The sequence below is a fragment of the Cognatishimia coralii genome, from assembly GCF_037478305.1.
GTDB classification, from domain to species: Bacteria; Pseudomonadota; Alphaproteobacteria; order Rhodobacterales; family Rhodobacteraceae; genus Cognatishimia; species Cognatishimia coralii.
This window is the reverse complement of record NZ_JBBGAZ010000001.1, coordinates 986,125-1,001,969: the sequence shown is the minus strand read 5'-3', so window position 1 is coordinate 1,001,969 and position 15,845 is coordinate 986,125. Positions and strand designations below refer to the sequence as shown.

Here is a 15,845-nt window from a genome sequence, read left to right as displayed (position 1 = left end):
TTTTGGGTGGTGGCGTCTAGATCTGGGGGGTATGCTTGCTCATGAGTCGCGGCGTGAATTGGCGACAAAGGAGGGCGACATGCAGCAATATCACGACCAACTGCGTTTGATTTTGGATCAAGGGACGCCCTCGAGTGATCGCACGGGAACTGGCACGACGTCCTACTTTGGGATGCAGGCACGCTATCCTCTGAGCGATGGTTTTCCACTGGTGACGACGAAAAAACTACATCTGCGCTCGATCATCCATGAGCTGCTTTGGTTTTTGAGCGGCGACACGAATATCAAATATCTCAAGGACAATGGCGTCTCGATCTGGGACGAATGGGCAGATGAAAACGGGGATCTGGGTCCGGTCTATGGATATCAATGGCGTAACTTCCCGGCGCTTCAAAACGACGACGGGATCCTAAGTCGCGGAAGTGTGGATCAGGTCGAAGAGTTGATCAAGCTGATCAAGACCTCGCCCGACAGCCGCCGCATGATTGTGTCTGCCTGGAACCCCGCAGACGTGCCCGACATGGCGCTGCCGCCGTGCCATACGCTTTGGCAGGTGCGGATCATTGGCGGGAAACTGCATCTGCAGCTCTATCAACGCTCCGCTGACATGTTCCTTGGCGTGCCTTTCAATATTGCCTCCTATGCGCTGTTGCTGGTGATGCTGGCACATGTGACGGGTTATGAGCCGGGCGATTTCGTGCATACGATTGGCGACGCGCATATCTATTCCAACCATATGGAGCAGGTCGCCACGCAACTGGCGCGTACGCCCAAACCTTTGCCGCAGATCCGGATCAAGCGCGACGTAAAGTCCATCTTTGACTTCAAATTCGAGGACTTCGAGATCCTGAACTATGAAGCCGATCCCAATATCAAAGCGCCGGTGGCCGTATGATTTCCCTGATCGTGGCGCGCGCGCGAAATGGCGCGATTGGCAAAGACAATGATATCCCTTGGCACGTTCCCGAAGACCTCGCGATGTTCAAACGCGAAACGCTGGGCGGCGCGATCATTATGGGGCGCAACACCTGGGATAGCCTGCCGTTCAAACCGCTGAAGAACCGTTTGAATATCGTGGTGTCCTCGCAAAAAGATCTGGCTGAACATGTGGTGAGCTCGATTGACAAGGCCATAGCTCTGGCGCGCGCCGAGGGCTATATGCGGATCTATGGGATCGGCGGGGCAGGGATCTATAAGGCCATGCTGCCGATTGCGGATCGGCTCCTGATCACCGAGGTCGACACAGAGATCCCGGATGCCGATGTCTACTTCCCAGACTTCTCAACCGATGACTTCCACCGCATCTCAGAAGTGCCTTTGGAAGGCGCAACACCGGCTTGCCGCGTGGATGAATACATTCGCCGCATCCGTTAACCGTTTTTCCAGCGGTTCCCCGCTATCAGAAATTGACTGACCCACAAAATATAGTAGTCTATGGGCCAGTGACCCACCTGATAATTGAGCAGAAGCAAAGAAAAGGGGCCTAGATGTTTAAGAATATCCTGTTCGCAAGTTGTCTTGCCGTCATCGCGGTGCCTGCGCATGCAACCTGCATTATCTTTCCGTGCAAGATCAAGCCGGATCCCGAAATCACTTTCACACCAAAAACGCCGCCCCAAGTGCCAATGGGCTGCGCCTATCGCATGGCCGCCGCGGCCAACGCCAATGCCGGTGGCATTTGCCCAACTGGTCTGCAGCCTGTTCAAGTTGGTGGAATGGTCAGCTGTGGTGTGCCGGTCGCGGGCGAAGTCTGTCACGAGCCGCGCGTGAAGCCGAAGGTTCACAAACGTATGGTCTGCCCAGAAGGCGTAAAGGGATGTTACACCACCAACTGATGTTGGTGATGTGATTGTCTTATATCATGTCCTGGGGGTGCTCCCGTATCCCTAGGATTATTGGACCAGTTTCAAGTCGCCTGCCATTTGACGGCCATCGCGGCCTTCGGACAGCTCATATTCGACTTTCTGATTGTCCGCCAAACCTGTCAGACCAGAGCGTTCTACCGCCGAAATATGGACAAAAACGTCTTTGCCACCTTCGTCAGGTGCAATAAAGCCGTAGCCTTTTGTGGTGTTGAACCATTTAACGGTGCCACTTGGCATACCGTGTCTCCTTCCATTAGTCAGTCACCCTGTTTTCGCAGGGTGCAACATCTGATCTAGGATCCCTTTTCATAAAGTACAGAGCCGGTCACATAAAACGAATGCTACGGTTGGGATGATTGCACGCCTATTGTAAAAAGCAAGCGAAACAGGACGTATTTCCTTCACGAAGCGTCCAGCGGGAAAAAAATACAGGAAAAGCGATGAAAATATATGGCCTAAAGAACTGTGATACCTGTCGTAAGGCGATAAAGGCTCTGCCAGAGGCAGAGTTCGTAGACGTACGCGCGGATGGGATTTCGCCAGAGGTATTGGCGCAGGCCTATGAGGTTTTGGGGGAGGCTTTGGTTAATACACGCTCTACCACATGGCGTGGCATGGACGAGGCGACGCGCGCGATGCCGGTGCTTGATCTGCTTGCGCAGGAGCCGACTGTGATGAAACGGCCCTTGATTGAACGCGACGGGGAATTTCTTTTGGGATGGACCCCTAAAGTACAGGCTGCACTTGGATTATAAAGGGGCGTGCCCAAGTAAAGTGGGCAGCTTAAGGAGAGACAGATGCGGAATGCAGCACTGGTTTTAGGGATCATCGCCGGACTTTTCGGCATGATCGTTGGCTTTTTTGGCTGGGGCTACACCGAAGTCATTGACCGCTATGGTGAAGTCGGAGACTGGGCGACACAGGTCGAGAACGTCGGTTTGGTGCGCTCTACGGCCCTGATGGCACCTATTTTGGCCATTGCGGGGGGCGCAATGGCGCGCGCACGGGCGCTGTGGGGTGGCGTTTTGCTTTTGATCTCAGCGGCTTGGATGTATGCGGGCTTTGGGTTCAACGTCTTTACGATGTTCCCGATCGCCTTTGCGGGTCTCGCCGGGGTGCTGGCCGTTGCAGCCGGCAAGCCCGACGAGGAAAAGGCGCATTTCTAAGCGGCGACTGGTTTTTTGTTCAGGCCGAGCAGGGCGTCGACCGAAATAGGGCCGGCGCCGCGCACGATCAGCACCACGAAAAGCAGCATCCAGAAGGCGCGTTGATCCAGGATCGCCGAGTTTGAGAACTGATCGAACCAGACGCCGAGTGTCTCTTTGTGGGCGATGCCGCCGTGACCGTAAAGGTCGGTGAGGCTTTGGACCACGACAAAGCCGATCATGCCAACGCCTGCAAGGCGCGTCAGAAGGCCGATGACGACCATGATGGGCAAAAGGATTTCGGCCCAGCCGCCGCCCACGATCACAAGCTTCTGAAAGAAGGACGCTTGCGTGATGTCGTAAAACACAGCCTCAGCCGCTTTCGGGAAGATCTGGACAAAGCCGCCGTCTGTCGGCTTCAGGAACCCAAAGATTCCGTTGCCAAAATCGACTTTGGACACGCCCGACTGATAGAAATAGTAAAACAGCACGGCTGCGAAAACAAAGCGTGAGAGGGTTGGCAAAAGCCAAGGTTCTGCAAGGCGTTCGACGCCCGAGAAGATGCTTTTATAGAGTGACATCAGTTGGTTAATCATTACGCATCTCCGGTTTTTATGGCGGTTATGGCATTCCCGGCAATCAAGAGTCCCAAGGTTGTTTGCAGGTCAAAATCGGGAATGGCGGTGGTGGCTTTGTCGAGCGCCTGACCAAAGGCTTCGCCCGCTTGCAGGGCCATGACAAAGGTCGCGCCGCCTGCGGGCAAAAGCTGGGGCGCGGGGTCAAATTCGGCGCGGGTGATGATCAGGGCCTCTCCGCTCGGGGCCTCGGGCATTGGGGTGCCGTGGGTTTGGGCAGACCAGATCGAAAAGATCGGCCAGCGGGAGCGCAAGAGTTTCAGCGAGGGCGCAATGTCTAGACGCGCGGCCATCAGTTGATCCGCGGGCAGGGTGGCGATGATTTGCGGATCAATCGCTGTGGCATCTGCGGCGTGATAGCTTTGGCGCATGGCCAGTTCCAGACGGGCGATATCGGGGAGATATGGGTATTTCTGAACCGGCTCGAACCCGCTCAGAAACGCCGGCATCTCTTCGCCGTAATACATCATCATCGGCGTTGTTGGCGGATGCTGCCGCACGAACAGACCCGCCATCGCGCCAAAGAATTGCTCGCCGAGCAGTTTCTGCAGCACCGGAAAGCTGGTTTCCAAAGCTTCGCTCAGGCTGAGCACAACGTTGTTGCGGTAGACGTCAAAGCGTTTGCCCGCCGGACGCCCCGCATGGTCGATCAGGTTTTCCGGGTGCGGTAAATCGGGGCGCAGCAGCGCCTCGGTGAAATCTGTTTGATCCGGTGTCATGCCGCGGCCTTGACGTTTGTCATGATATCAAGGGCTTGGGCGGCTTCGCCTTCAAGTTCGTCCCACGGAGGGATATTGCCGTCGCGTTCGATCAGCACGGGCTTCTTGCCGCCGCGCAGGATCGTATGGGCAAAGAGCGACCAGACCTGATTGACCACCGGCTGGTCATGGCTGTCGATCAACAGAGGGTCACCGTGGTCGTCCACGTCCTCGTCGTGACCGCCGAGGTGGATTTCTCCGACCAGTTCCAGCGGGAAGGCGTCGATATATTCAACAGCGTTCATTTTCTGGTTGGTTGCCGAGACAAAGACGTTGTTCACGTCCAACAACAGCCCACAGCCGGAGCGTTTCGCGACCTCTTTCAGGAAATCAATCTCGCTCATGTCGCTGTCGGAAAAGGCCAGATAGTTCGAGGGGTTTTCAAGCAGCATCTGGCGACCGACGGTCTCTTGGACCTGCGTGATATGGCTGCTGACGCGATGAACGGTCTTTGCGTTATAGGGCAGGGGCAGCAGGTCGTTCAGGAAATGTGTCTCGTGGGTGGACCAAGCAAGATGCTCGGAAAAGCTGGCAGGGTTTAGCCAGCCCACAAGATGCTTCAGGCGATTGAGGTGGTCTTGATCAAGGTCGCCTTCGCCACCGATCGAAAGACCCACACCGTGGACGGACATGGCATAGCGCTCGGCCAGATGCCGAAGTTGCGCCAAGGGGCGGCCGCCGTCGCCCATGTAATTCTCTGCATGGATCTCAAACCAGCTGACTGCGCCGGCGTTTTCCATGATGTCTGCGAAATGCTGAGGTTTGTATCCGACGCCGCACCCCTGTGGGAGGTGTTCAAAACTTTTGTCAAACATGGCGAACCTCTTTACCAAGTGCAGTTGGGGTGAGCTGGACCCGACGGTCAGGTCCAGCTCGGGAAAGCTTATGCTGGCAGGTCGCGGTCCAGCTCTTCCAGGGAACCCATGCGTGCGGTGCCGTCTGCCATTGCTGGCAGTTCGATCTCTGCGCAAGTGCCTGCGTCTACCAGAGTCCATGCGTTGCCTTGATAGTCAACGGTGGAGGTGCCTTTGCATGTGGTGCCTGCACCGGCTGCGCAATCGTTTTCGCCTGCGAGGGAAACGCCGTAGCATTTTTCTTTGCCCATTGCGGAAGCTGCTGGTGCGGTTGCTGCGGTGACTGCTGCTGCGACGGATGCGGCCACGGCCAGGGATTTCAGTGGAGTAGACATTTGGTTAAGTCCTCATGGATAAAAGGTTAATTCCAGCCGCGCTCGACGGCTTGAGTGAACATTAGTCGGGGCCACCGCCCAAATTCCAATAACGGAAACGTGTGTCACGGCTGTGTTATCTCCTGTGAGAGGGAATGCAGCAATTTTCCCAGTAAAAAAAGAAAAAGCCGGCCCAATGTGACCGGCTTTTCGTAAAATGTTACGCCAAATGTTACAGGCTTACCGTGCCAGATCCGGTGGCGTTGCCTCGGCTGCGAGGATTGTAACAATCTCTTCCAGGCTCTGGACCTTGGTCTGCTTCTCACCTAGGCGGCGGGTCGAGACGGTTTTCTCTTCGACCTCTTTCATGCCACAGGCCAGAATGACCGGAACTTTCGCCAGCGAGTGCTCGCGGACCTTATAGTTGATCTTTTCGTTGCGCAGATCGGCCTCGGCCTGAATGCCCGCGGCGCGCAATTTTTCGACCACCTCAAGGCAATAGTCATCCGCATCCGACACAATCGCCGCCACAACCACCTGACGCGGGGCCAGCCAGAAGGGCAACTTGCCTGCGTGTTGTTCGATCAGAATGCCGGTGAAACGTTCCAGCGACCCAAAGAGCGCACGGTGCAGCATAACTGGCACCATCTTTTCACCCGAAGAGGCAATATAGGTCGTGTTGAACCGTTCTGGCAGGTTGTAGTCCACCTGTAGCGTACCACATTGCCAATCCCGGCCAATCGCGTCGCGCAGAACATATTCCAGTTTCGGACCGTAAAACGCGCCTTCGCCCTCAAAGATGGTATAGTCCATCCCTGCCTGATCCAGTGCCGTGCGCAGGGCGTTTTCGGACAGGTCCCAGCTTTCATCGCTGCCGATCCGGTTTTCTGGGCGGGTCGAGAGTTTGACGTGCACGTCCTCAAAGCCAAAGTCTTTGTAGATCGACAGGATCAGCTCGTTCACCTTGAGGCATTCCTCGGTAAGCTGTTCCGGCGTGCAGTAAATATGCGCGTCGTCCTGGGTAAAGCTGCGGACCCGCAAGAGGCCGTGCAGCGCGCCGGATGGCTCGTAACGATGCACCTTGCCGAATTCGGCGATTTTCACGGGCAGGTCGCGATAGCTTTTGATGCCTTGGTTGTAGATCATCATGTGACCAGGGCAGTTCATCGGCTTGAGCGCATATTCGCGGTCATCCTGGGTTTCGGCCAGGAACATGTTTTCGCGATAGTTCTGCCAGTGGCCCGAGGTCTCCCAGAGGGCTTTGTCCATAATGTCAGGCGAGTTCACCTCGACATAGCCCACGGCCTCTTGGCGGCGGCGCATATAAGCGATCAGCGATTGGAACAGGCGCCAGCCAGATGGGTGCCAGAAGATCGAGCCCGGTGCGACCTCTTCGAAATGAAACAGGTTCATTTCGCGGCCCAGCTTGCGGTGGTCGCGCTTTTCGGCTTCTTCGAGGAAGTTCAAATGCGCGCGCAGGTCTTCTTTGTTCTTAAACGCCACGCCGTAGATCCGTTGCAGCATAGGACGATCAGAATCGCCCCGCCAATAGGCGCCAGCAACCTTCATCAGTTTGAAGGCGTCCGCCGGAACCTGACCAGTGTGTTGCAGGTGTGGACCGCGACACAGGTCTTGCCAGTCGCCATGCCAATACATCCGCAGAGGCTCATCACCCGGGATGCTTTCGATCAGCTCGACTTTGTAGGGTTCGCCGCGGTCTTTATAGTATTGGATCGCAACATTACGCTCCCAGACCTCGGTGCGGACCGCATCGCGCTTGTTGATGATCTCTTTCATCTTTTTCTCGATGACGCCTAGGTCATCAGGGGTAAACGGCTCGGCACGGTCAAAGTCATAGTACCAGCCGTTTTCGATGACCGGGCCGATGGTGACTTTGACATCTGGCCAGATCTCTTGGACCGCGCGCGCCATGATATGGGCGCAGTCGTGGCGGATCAGTTCGAGCGCCTCGGCGTCGTTGTCTTTGATTGTGTTGATAGCAATATGCGCGTCGGCTTCAATCGGCCACTGCATATCCCAATGCACGCCGTCGACGGTCGCCGAGATCGCTTTTTTTGCGAGAGAAGTAGAGATTGAGGCAGCGACCTCGGCAGGGGTGACGCCTGCGTCATAGTCACGTGCATTGCCATCGGGAAAAGTGAGGGAAATCTGGGCCATAGTTTGGCTCTCCTCGTCAGTTTGGCGCCCACGGAACGCCCGGTTGCGGGTTATTTGGTTCGTTGTCCTTTTGAGGCCAGGCACGCGCCCTGTCAACCACAGCTTTTGTGGCGCTGTGGGATTTGAGTATTTGGGGCAAGATGAAATGTGTTTTGGTTTTAGGGCTGCCACGTTAAGCAGTGGAAAACGGAGGATGTCATGGTGGATTTTCTAGAAACCGAGCAGGGGCGGCGGCTGGCCTATCACAAGACCGAAGGCGCGGGGCCGACTGTGGTGTTTCTGGGCGGGCTAAAGTCTGACATGGAAGGCACCAAAGCGATCCACTTGGAAGATTGGTGCCAGGCGCGCGGGCAGGCTTTCTTGCGGTTTGACTATTCTGGCCATGGGCAGAGTTCTGAACGGTTTGAAGATGGCTGCATTGGGGATTGGCACGAAGATACTCTGGCGGCGGTTGATGCGTTGACGGAGGGGGGGCTTGTTGTCGTTGGCTCTTCGATGGGTGGCTGGCAGGCGTTGCTGCTGGCCAAAGCGCGCGCGGATCGGATTAAGGGCATGGTCACGATTGCGGCGGCTCCGGATTTTACAGAGGATGGTTATTGGGCCAACTTTACGAATGCGCAGAAGGAAGCATTAGAGGCCGTTGGGCATGTTGAATTACCGTCGGACTATATGGAGCCTTACATCATCACCAAGCGCATGATCGAGGATGGGCGGGATCATCTGGTTTTGCGTGAGGCGTTGCCATTGCCTTTTCCGGTGCGGTTTTTGCAGGGCACAGAAGACACGGCGGTGACACGGGAAACGGCTTTGCGCTTGTTGGATCATGCCGATTGCGAGAACATGCGACTGACATTGGTGAAGGGGGGCGATCACAGCCTGTCTGATCCGCGCAGCCTTGATCTGATTACGCAGGCGATCACCGAGGTTCTTTAAGCCTTCGGCTGACGTTAGGTGAATCTTTGTCACAGCGGCGAAACCGCTTAGCCTGATCCGACCGAAAGGGAGGGATTTATGGCGTTATCTGTAGGGCAGAAGGCGGGCTGGGGACTGGCCGATCTGGGTATCAATGTTTTCGTGGTGGTAAAGCAGCTTTTGGTCTTTGCCTTTATGACCACTTATTTGGGGGTGCCACCTGCTGTTGCGGGGGTGCTGACCTTCTCGGTTTTGGCCTTTGATGTCATCACGGATCCCTTGATCGGCTATCTGTCAGACAAGACCCACAGCCGCTTTGGGCGGCGGTATCCGTGGATGTTTATCGGGGCTGTTGTGCAGGCCGTTGGGATCGTTGGGATCTTTATGGTGCCCGATGGTATGAGTTGGCAGGCCAATGCCGCCTGGGTCATGGCCTTCTTTGCTTTGGCGACGTTGGGTTTTACGGCGGTGACCATTCCCTATGGCGCGATGGCCGGAGAGATGACGCAGGACCCGCAGGAGCGCTCGGTGATGATGGCCTGGCGCATGGGGTTTGCCTCTTTGGGGCTGTTGATGGCAGGGGCGGTGGTGCCCGCTTTGGCCGGAGACACGAAGGCGGGTTTCGGGATGGCGGTACTTTATGTGTCGCCCATCATGGTGCTTGCGATCTGGCTGTCGATTGCCGCCACACGCCGCGCGCCGAGGATTGCGACGCCGACAGGGTTGGGTCTGGGCGACATGTTGCGTCTGGTGCTCTCTAATCGTCGGTTCACTTTGCTGGTCGTGATTTATGGCGTCTTGACGCTGGGCGTTGCTTTGATCGCGGCTGGGCTGCAGATTTCGGCGCTTTATTTGATGGTCGCAACGGGCGGCCCGCTGGCAGGGTTGGCGGCCGCTTTGGGTGTCTTTGCAGCGCTTTTTGCCATGTTCATCGTCGGCTCGGTACTGTCGCAGGCCTTTTGGGTTTTTGCGGCGGCGCGTATGGGCAAGCTCTCGGCGCTGATATTTGGCATGGTGATCTATACCGTGGTACTGGCGGCGATTTACATGCAGCTTCCTGCGGACAGCATCAGCCTCATGGCGATCCTGTTCATCTTCGCGGGTTTTTGTAATGGCGCGTATCAGCAGCTGCCCTGGGCGATGTACCCCGACCTGATGGACGTGACACGCGACGAAAGCGGCGAGGCCGTAGAGGGCGCTTTCGCGGCGCTTTGGCTCTTTGGTCAGAAAGTGGCGAATGCCTTTGCGCCCTTGGTGCTTGGCCTTGTCCTGAGCATTTATGGCTTTCAGGAAAGCTCTGAGGGCGTTGTGGCCCAAAGCGACAGCGCGCTAGAAGCCTTGCGCTGGGCCGTGACGCTGTTGCCTGCAATCATTATGTGGGGAGGGATCGCCCTTTTGGCACTGGCCTATCGGCCACGTGCCAAAGGGGTTCACGATGCGCGTGCGGCCTGACTAGGCCGCCGCGTTTTTGTTTGCTGCTTTTGGCTTTTTCGCGTCGCCACTATTGGCGTTGATGAAATCCAGAACCAGCGGGCGAATGTTGTTCCGCCAGCTTTTGCCAGCAAAGATCCCGTAATGGCCCGCGCCTTCTTCAAGGTGGTGGGCCTTTTTCTCGTCTGGCAAGCCGGTCAGCAGATCCAGAGCCGCCACGCATTGGCCCGGCGCTGAGATATCGTCCTTGGAGCCTTCAACGGTCTTAACCGCTACGGTCGTAATCGCGCCGATGTCGACTCTGCGACCCGCAACGGTGAATTCATTCGCCGCGATCTCACCCTTTTTGAAGATGCGATCGACGGTGGACAGGTAGAATTCGGCAGGCATATCCATTACCGCGAGATATTCATCATAGAAACGGTTATGCTTGTCGTGATCCGAGGCCTCGCCCTTCATGACGCGGGTGATCTGATCCATGAAGGCCTTGCCATGCGTGTCCGCGTTCATAGACATGAAGGACGCGAGCTGCAGCAGGCCCGGGTAAACTTTGCGGCCCACGCCGTCGTATTTAAAGCCAACACGCTGGATCATCATTTCCTCTAGCTGGCCCATGGTGACGGAATGGCCAAAGTCGGTCACATCCGTTGGGGCTGCGTTTGGATCGATCGGGCCGCCGATCAGCGTGAGCGAGCGTGGCTGCGCCTTGGGGTCTTCTTCGGCCAGATAGGCGGTTGCAGCCAAAGTCAGCGGGGCTGGCTGGCAGACAGCAATGACATGGGTGTCCGGGCCGAGTTCTTTCATGAAGTCGACCAGATAAAGCGTGTAATCCTCGACATCGAACTTGCCTTCGCTGACAGGTATGTCGCGGGCGTTGTGCCAATCGGTGATATAGACTTCGCAGTCAGGCAGCAGAGATTTCACGGTCGAGCGCAGCAGTGTCGCATAGTGGCCAGACATCGGCGCTACCAAAAGCACCTGACGTTTGCGACGTTTGCGCCCTGCGACGGAGAAATGGATGAGATCGCCGAAAGGCTTTTCGACCACGGATTTCACCTGAACCACGTGGTCCTTACCATCTTCGCAGGTAAAGGATTGGATGTCCCAGTCAGGCTTCACGACCATACGCTGGAAGGTGCGTTCGGTGACTTCGCCCCAGGCTTCCATCCACTTAAGAGCAGGGGAAGGGAAGAGCGCAAACATCGGGTAGGACGCCATCGCCCGCGCGGTCGCACCGTACCATTCATTGGTATTGCGGATCGTTTCCATCAAATCATAGGTGGCCATATAACGCATTGGCTTCTCCTTGTTTGCACGGCTATGATACCAATTAAAGGCGTTTAACGTATTACCGAGCGCGTATTTTTGCTGCGTAGCAGCGACCATAGGGGTTGGATCTTAATATGACAACTAGCGAAGATGCTGCAGTCGCGAAATTGGACAAAATGTCCGACAATCTTAAGCGCGTAGAAGAATTGTCTCAAAGATTGATAGAAGTCATGGCGCACCACCAGCCCATGCGCAAATCTTTGACCGGCCCCAATGAAGATGTGTTCTCCAATGCTGCAACGGCATATTGGGCAAAAGCGATGGAAAATCCGGGTGCGATTTTTGAACAGCAGATGGCCTTCTGGGGCAAATCTGTGAAGCATTTTATCGAAGCGCAGCACATGTTCGCACAGGGTAAATTCGAGCCTCCGGCGGACAGCACGCCGCAGGATCGTCGCTTTTCAAATCCGTTGTGGCAGTCCAACCCGTACTTCAATTTCGTAAAACAGCAGTACATGCTGAACTCCCAAGCGGTGCGCGATTCTGTGGCCGCAATGGAAGATCTGGACGAAACCCAAAAGCGTCGGATCAACTATTTCGCCGACCAGATCGTCGAAATGATGTGCCCGACGAATTTTCTCTCCACCAACCCAGATGCTTTGGAAAAGGCCGTGGAGACCGAAGGTCAGTCGCTTGTCGATGGTCTGGAAAATCTCATCCGCGATCTGGAAGAGAACAATGGCGAGCTGATTGTGAAGCTCGCGGATGAAAAAGCGTTTGAGCTGGGCGGCAACGTCGCCACCACCGAAGGGGCCGTTGTCTATCGCAATGAGATGATGGAGCTCATCCAGTTCTCACCAAGCACCGATGAGGTGCATGAAATACCTCTGGTGATTTTCCCGCCGTGGATCAACAAATACTACATTCTCGATCTGAAAGAGAAGAACAGCCTGATCAAATGGGTCGTGGATCAGGGCTATACCGTCTTTATTGTCAGTTGGCTGAACCCGGACCCAAGCCATGCCGAGATCGGTATGGAGGATTATATCCAGGATGGCTATTTGCGTGCGATCGAAGAAGTGAAGTCCATCACGGATCAAAAGCAAGTCAATGCGGTTGGCTATTGCATCGCGGGCACCACGTTGAACCTTACCCTGTCTCTGATGAAGAAGCGCGGCGATAAATCGGTGAAGTCGGCGACTTTCTTTACCACGCTCACCGATTTCTCGGATCAAGGCGAATTCACGCCCTTCCTGCAGAACGACTTCATCGACGGGATCGAACGCGAATGTGAGCAGCAAGGCGTGCTGCGGTCTTTGATCATGCAGCGGACGTTCAGCTTTTTGCGCTCAAACGATCTGATCTACGGCCCCGCCATCAAGAGCTATATGATGGGCGAGGCGCCAGCCACCTTCGATCTTTTGTTCTGGAATGGCGATGGCTCTGGTCTGCCGGGCAAGATGGCGGTCGAATATTTGCGGGGGCTGTGTCAGCGCAATGAATTCGTTGGCGAGGGCTTTGACCTTTTTGGAGAGAAACTCTCGATCAAAGATGTGACGATCCCGACGATGTCGATCACCTGCGAAACCGATCACATTGCGGCTTGGAAAGACTGTTATCGTGGTTACCAGCAGTCTGGCAGCCGCTCCAAAAACTTTGTGGTATCTGAGTCGGGCCATATCGCTGGGATCGTGAACCCGCCCAGCAAAAAGAAATACGGTCACTATACCAATGCAGACATGAAGGGCAGCGCCGAGGAATGGATGGACGGTGCGACCTATAATGAGGGGTCCTGGTGGCCGACTTGGGATGCGTGGTTGTCTCCGAAATCGGGTAAAAAGGTGCCTGCAAGAGCGCCTGGCGACTCGGATCACCCCGTCCTTTGTGCCGCTCCGGGCGAATATGTGAAGAAAAAAGCCTATAAATAGAACGTCTTATAAATTTTTTGCTGCAGTGCAGCAAAATACCCTTGCAATGCTGCGATGCAGAATGTACTTACAATGCAGATGCAGAAAACAGCGGGGTTGTCCCGCGACATCACACAAGGAATTAGGACTATGGCTAAGACACAAGACATGACCGCCGTTCTGAAGGATATGATGGGCGCGTTTCCGGTAGACACCGCAGCGTTCGAAGATGCTTTCAAAAACACCGCGTCCCTGAACGAAAAGCTGGCAGGCGTTGCCCTGACCGCAGCAGAGAAATCCTCTGAGATCTCCAACAAATGGACCAAAGACACTCTGGCAAAACTGTCCGACATGTCTAAGGCCAAAGCAGAGCCAGCAGACTACGCAAAAGCAATGACCGACTTCGCGTCTGCTCAAGCTGAAGTTGCTGCAGAAAACCTGGCAGCATTCGCAGAAGTTGCGAAAAAAGTTCAGGCAGACTCTTTCGAACTGTTCATGTCTGCTTCCAAAGAAGCAACTGACGGCGCGCAAGCAGCTGTCAAAAAGGCAACTGCAGACGTAACTGCAGCAGCTAAAAAAGCGACTGCTAAGTAATTACCTACCGATTTACCTCCCCCCATCGGATGGTTTAAGGGCGTGCCAATGCGGCGCGCCCTTGCTTTTTTTTGCTGCACGCGCAAAAGTCTGCTGCAGTGCTGAAAATCTGGGGAGACAATTTTGGCAGAGAGTGACAACCCGCTTCTGATCAAGCGTTACGCGAGCCGCCGGCTCTATAATACCGAAACCAGCGACTATGTGACCCTGGACGATATTGCTGCTGTGATCCGCTCTGGCCGAGAGGTTCAGATCGTAGACCTGAAATCTGGCGATGACCTGACCCGTCAGTATCTTTTGCAAATCATCGCAGAACACGAAAGCCGCGGCGAAAATATGCTGCCGGTGAATGTTCTGAACGACCTCGTGCGCTCCTATACATCTCAGGCAACCTCGATGGTGCCGCAGTTCCTGGCCACCAGCTTTGAAATGCTGCGGGAAGGTCAGAATAAGATGATGGAGCAAATGCCCGAAAATAGCCCTATGCAAGCGCTAATGGCGCAGCAAGAGGCCTTTATGAAGGCGATGAGCGGTGGGTTCTCCGGTTGGACTGGTGGCACCTCTGCGCCGGAACCAGAGCCAGCAAAGGAAGAAGAGGGCGAGGATCTCGCTGACATAAAGAAACAACTCGCCGATCTTCAGGCCAAGCTGTCCAAGCTGTCATAAACGAAAACGCGGCCCCCCGAGGCCGCGTTTTTCTTTGCCCCTAGCTTGCGGTGGCAAGCTGGGTTGGTTCCATCACGTCATTGACCGCTGCGATCAAGATACCTGCGATCACGTCTAGTTCGTCTTGTTTCAGACGCGCGGGCAGGCGGACGTCACAGGCCCGCATCAGCATGGCGCGGGTTCGTGGCAGCTCTGGCAGATCCTCGATAAACTGCCAGTTCCAGAAGGCGCGGGCATTGTCCTGTGAGGCCCCAAAGACCTGAACCTTGATGCCACGGGATTGCGCCGCAGTTTGAAACGCCGCGATCTGAGCGTCGTCCATTCCTTCAAGGTTAAACTGAATGCTATCCGGCGCACGTTCCTCTGGTGCGAGTTTCTCAGGCACCTGCATCCAGGCGTTTTCGTTCAATTTCGCAGCCACATAATCGTGGTTCGCGCGACCGTCACGCACGCGACGCGGCACTTCGGCCAGTTGGGGACGCACCAAAGCGGCCGACATATTGCCAAGGCGCAGATTGTACAGCGGCAGTTTGTTCTGCCAGCGCGCAAAGGCTTCTTCGAGCTCGGCGCTGTTGTCGCCCGTGCGGGATTTATGTTTCTGCCAATTGTGCTCATAAGCGCCTGACATGATTACAGCACGCGCGACCAGATCCGCGTCATCGGTGACCATGATGCCGCCTTCGCCCGCGTTGATCAGCTTGTAGGATTGGAACGAGAAACAGCCGACCTTGCCAATCGTGCCGATGTTCTGTCCATTCCAGGTGGTGCCCAGCGAATGGGCGGCGTCCTCTATCACCGGAATGTCCCGCGCGTCACAGAGCGCCATAATCGCGTCCATATCAGAGGTATGACCCCGCATGTGGCTGATAATGACCGCGTCTACGTCGCCCAGCTTGGCCTCAAAATCCGCGAGATCGATGCGATAGTTCTCGCCGACTTCGCACAGCACAGGCTGATAATCCGCATGCACGACAGAGGAGGGCACAGCAGCGAAGGTAAAGCCTGGGATCAGCACCCGAGCGTTTTTGGGCAAGCCGAGCGCCTTCAGTGAAAGAAACAAAGCGGCCGAACAAGAGGAGACCGCAAGCGCGTATTTCGTGCCCAGCATCTCTGCAAATTCCTGCTCTAACAGTGCCACCGGCGCATCCTGAGGCGCGGTATAGCGGAAGAGGTCAGCAGTTTGCAGAAGGCGTTCGATTTCCGGGCGGACAGACTCTGGGATCGGCTCGGAGGAATAGACGTCTGGCAGGGCCATAGTTTTCACTTTTCTTAAGTTATGCTTTGGAAATAATAAAACAGTGGCGGTGAGAAAACGAG

Annotated in this window: 18 protein-coding genes; 10 read left to right on the top strand and 8 right to left on the bottom strand. The window is 55.6% G+C overall.

Annotated features, from left to right (window positions below):
* Positions 1–79: 79 nt before the first annotated feature.
* From WG622_RS05025 to WG622_RS05015, 3 genes are all read left to right on the top strand, one after another.
* Positions 80–895, top strand: coding sequence for a thymidylate synthase (locus WG622_RS05025; RefSeq protein ID WP_339402568.1), 816 nt, complete (start codon positions 80–82; stop codon positions 893–895).
* A complete protein-coding gene (locus WG622_RS05020) occupies positions 892–1,374 on the top strand; it encodes a dihydrofolate reductase (RefSeq protein ID WP_339402567.1) in 483 nt (160 codons plus the stop codon). Before WG622_RS05025 ends, WG622_RS05020 begins: the two co-directional genes overlap by 4 nt.
* 113 nt (positions 1,375–1,487) lie before the next feature.
* Positions 1,488–1,835 (top strand): hypothetical protein, encoded by a 348-nt coding sequence (locus WG622_RS05015; protein ID WP_339402566.1) that lies wholly within the window; start codon positions 1,488–1,490, stop codon positions 1,833–1,835.
* 57 nt (positions 1,836–1,892) lie between these two features.
* On the opposite strand, the gene WG622_RS05010 is transcribed toward WG622_RS05015, so the two are convergent.
* Complete coding sequence (locus tag WG622_RS05010) at positions 1,893–2,102, bottom strand: cold-shock protein (RefSeq protein ID WP_209356783.1); 210 nt, start codon at positions 2,100–2,102, stop codon at positions 1,893–1,895.
* Between the two features lie 203 nt (positions 2,103–2,305).
* On the opposite strand from WG622_RS05010, the gene WG622_RS05005 reads away from it, so the two are divergent.
* Both WG622_RS05005 and WG622_RS05000 read left to right on the top strand, forming a co-directional pair.
* The gene (locus WG622_RS05005; protein ID WP_339402565.1) at positions 2,306–2,620 is read left to right on the top strand and encodes an arsenate reductase family protein; all 315 of its coding nucleotides are present in this window, start codon (positions 2,306–2,308) and stop codon (positions 2,618–2,620) included.
* A 42-nt stretch (positions 2,621–2,662) separates the two neighbouring features.
* Positions 2,663–3,031, top strand: coding sequence for a hypothetical protein (locus WG622_RS05000; protein ID WP_339402564.1), 369 nt, complete (start codon positions 2,663–2,665; stop codon positions 3,029–3,031).
* Here the strand turns inward: WG622_RS05000 and WG622_RS04995 are convergent.
* The 5 genes from WG622_RS04995 to thrS form a co-directional block, all read right to left on the bottom strand.
* Positions 3,028–3,606: a DoxX family protein gene (locus WG622_RS04995; RefSeq protein ID WP_339402563.1), complete on the bottom strand. Its 579-nt coding sequence runs from the start codon at positions 3,604–3,606 to the stop codon at positions 3,028–3,030. The genes WG622_RS05000 and WG622_RS04995 overlap by 4 nt on opposite strands.
* Entirely contained in the window at positions 3,606–4,364 is a 759-nt protein-coding gene (locus WG622_RS04990) for an HvfC/BufC N-terminal domain-containing protein (RefSeq protein ID WP_339402562.1), read from the bottom strand. The genes WG622_RS04995 and WG622_RS04990 overlap by 1 nt, the downstream gene beginning before the upstream one ends.
* Positions 4,361–5,218 carry an MNIO family bufferin maturase gene (gene bufB / locus WG622_RS04985; RefSeq protein WP_339402561.1) on the bottom strand — a complete coding sequence of 286 codons (858 nt, stop codon included), beginning with the start codon at positions 5,216–5,218 and terminating at the stop codon, positions 4,361–4,363. The genes WG622_RS04990 and bufB overlap by 4 nt, the downstream gene beginning before the upstream one ends.
* Positions 5,219–5,286: 68 nt before the next feature.
* Entirely contained in the window at positions 5,287–5,592 is a 306-nt protein-coding gene (locus tag WG622_RS04980) for a BufA1 family periplasmic bufferin-type metallophore (RefSeq protein ID WP_209356778.1), read from the bottom strand.
* A gap of 219 nt (positions 5,593–5,811) precedes the next feature.
* Positions 5,812–7,749 carry a threonine--tRNA ligase gene (gene thrS, locus WG622_RS04975; RefSeq protein WP_339402560.1) on the bottom strand — a complete coding sequence of 646 codons (1,938 nt, stop codon included), beginning with the start codon at positions 7,747–7,749 and terminating at the stop codon, positions 5,812–5,814.
* A 198-nt stretch (positions 7,750–7,947) separates the two neighbouring features.
* On the opposite strand from thrS, the gene WG622_RS04970 reads away from it, so the two are divergent.
* Both WG622_RS04970 and WG622_RS04965 read left to right on the top strand, forming a co-directional pair.
* Positions 7,948–8,682, top strand: coding sequence for an alpha/beta hydrolase (locus WG622_RS04970; RefSeq protein ID WP_339402559.1), 735 nt, complete (start codon positions 7,948–7,950; stop codon positions 8,680–8,682).
* A 78-nt stretch (positions 8,683–8,760) separates the two neighbouring features.
* Complete coding sequence (locus WG622_RS04965; protein ID WP_339402558.1) at positions 8,761–10,113, top strand: MFS transporter; 1,353 nt, start codon at positions 8,761–8,763, stop codon at positions 10,111–10,113.
* Here the strand turns inward: WG622_RS04965 and phaZ are convergent, their stop codons facing one another.
* Positions 10,114–11,388: a polyhydroxyalkanoate depolymerase gene (gene phaZ / locus WG622_RS04960; RefSeq protein ID WP_339402557.1), complete on the bottom strand. Its 1,275-nt coding sequence runs from the start codon at positions 11,386–11,388 to the stop codon at positions 10,114–10,116.
* Between the two features lie 107 nt (positions 11,389–11,495).
* Between phaZ and phaC the strand changes: the two genes are divergently transcribed.
* From phaC to phaR, 3 genes are all read left to right on the top strand, one after another.
* Positions 11,496–13,289, top strand: a complete 1,794-nt coding sequence (phaC, locus tag WG622_RS04955) for a class I poly(R)-hydroxyalkanoic acid synthase (protein ID WP_339402556.1) — start codon at positions 11,496–11,498, stop codon at positions 13,287–13,289.
* Between the two features lie 129 nt (positions 13,290–13,418).
* Entirely contained in the window at positions 13,419–13,862 is a 444-nt protein-coding gene (locus WG622_RS04950; RefSeq protein ID WP_209356772.1) for a phasin family protein, read from the top strand.
* Between the two features lie 123 nt (positions 13,863–13,985).
* Positions 13,986–14,528 carry a polyhydroxyalkanoate synthesis repressor PhaR gene (phaR, locus tag WG622_RS04945; protein ID WP_209356771.1) on the top strand — a complete coding sequence of 181 codons (543 nt, stop codon included), beginning with the start codon at positions 13,986–13,988 and terminating at the stop codon, positions 14,526–14,528.
* Positions 14,529–14,568: 40 nt separating this feature from the next.
* Here the strand turns inward: phaR and WG622_RS04940 are convergent, their stop codons facing one another.
* Positions 14,569–15,783, bottom strand: a complete 1,215-nt coding sequence (locus WG622_RS04940) for a DegT/DnrJ/EryC1/StrS family aminotransferase (protein WP_339402555.1) — start codon at positions 15,781–15,783, stop codon at positions 14,569–14,571.
* Positions 15,784–15,845: the final 62 nt, after the last annotated feature.

Bases quoted from the DNA above. Each gene is read 5' to 3' on its own strand.
- WG622_RS05025 (WP_339402568.1), top strand. From the start codon at position 80: ATGCAGCAATATCACGACCAACTGCGTTTGATTTTGGATCAAGGGACG.
- WG622_RS05020 (WP_339402567.1), top strand. From the start codon at position 892: ATGATTTCCCTGATCGTGGCGCGCGCGCGAAATGGCGCGATTGGCAAA.
- WG622_RS05015 (WP_339402566.1), top strand. From the start codon at position 1,488: ATGTTTAAGAATATCCTGTTCGCAAGTTGTCTTGCCGTCATCGCGGTG.
- WG622_RS05010 (WP_209356783.1), bottom strand. From the start codon at position 2,102: ATGCCAAGTGGCACCGTTAAATGGTTCAACACCACAAAAGGCTACGGC.
- WG622_RS05005 (WP_339402565.1), top strand. From the start codon at position 2,306: ATGAAAATATATGGCCTAAAGAACTGTGATACCTGTCGTAAGGCGATA.
- WG622_RS05000 (WP_339402564.1), top strand. From the start codon at position 2,663: ATGCGGAATGCAGCACTGGTTTTAGGGATCATCGCCGGACTTTTCGGC.
- WG622_RS04995 (WP_339402563.1), bottom strand. From the start codon at position 3,606: ATGATTAACCAACTGATGTCACTCTATAAAAGCATCTTCTCGGGCGTC.
- WG622_RS04990 (WP_339402562.1), bottom strand. From the start codon at position 4,364: ATGACACCGGATCAAACAGATTTCACCGAGGCGCTGCTGCGCCCCGAT.
- bufB (WP_339402561.1), bottom strand. From the start codon at position 5,218: ATGTTTGACAAAAGTTTTGAACACCTCCCACAGGGGTGCGGCGTCGGA.
- WG622_RS04980 (WP_209356778.1), bottom strand. From the start codon at position 5,592: ATGTCTACTCCACTGAAATCCCTGGCCGTGGCCGCATCCGTCGCAGCA.
- thrS (WP_339402560.1), bottom strand. From the start codon at position 7,749: ATGGCCCAGATTTCCCTCACTTTTCCCGATGGCAATGCACGTGACTAT.
- WG622_RS04970 (WP_339402559.1), top strand. From the start codon at position 7,948: ATGGTGGATTTTCTAGAAACCGAGCAGGGGCGGCGGCTGGCCTATCAC.
- WG622_RS04965 (WP_339402558.1), top strand. From the start codon at position 8,761: ATGGCGTTATCTGTAGGGCAGAAGGCGGGCTGGGGACTGGCCGATCTG.
- phaZ (WP_339402557.1), bottom strand. From the start codon at position 11,388: ATGCGTTATATGGCCACCTATGATTTGATGGAAACGATCCGCAATACC.
- phaC (WP_339402556.1), top strand. From the start codon at position 11,496: ATGACAACTAGCGAAGATGCTGCAGTCGCGAAATTGGACAAAATGTCC.
- WG622_RS04950 (WP_209356772.1), top strand. From the start codon at position 13,419: ATGGCTAAGACACAAGACATGACCGCCGTTCTGAAGGATATGATGGGC.
- WG622_RS04940 (WP_339402555.1), bottom strand. From the start codon at position 15,783: ATGGCCCTGCCAGACGTCTATTCCTCCGAGCCGATCCCAGAGTCTGTC.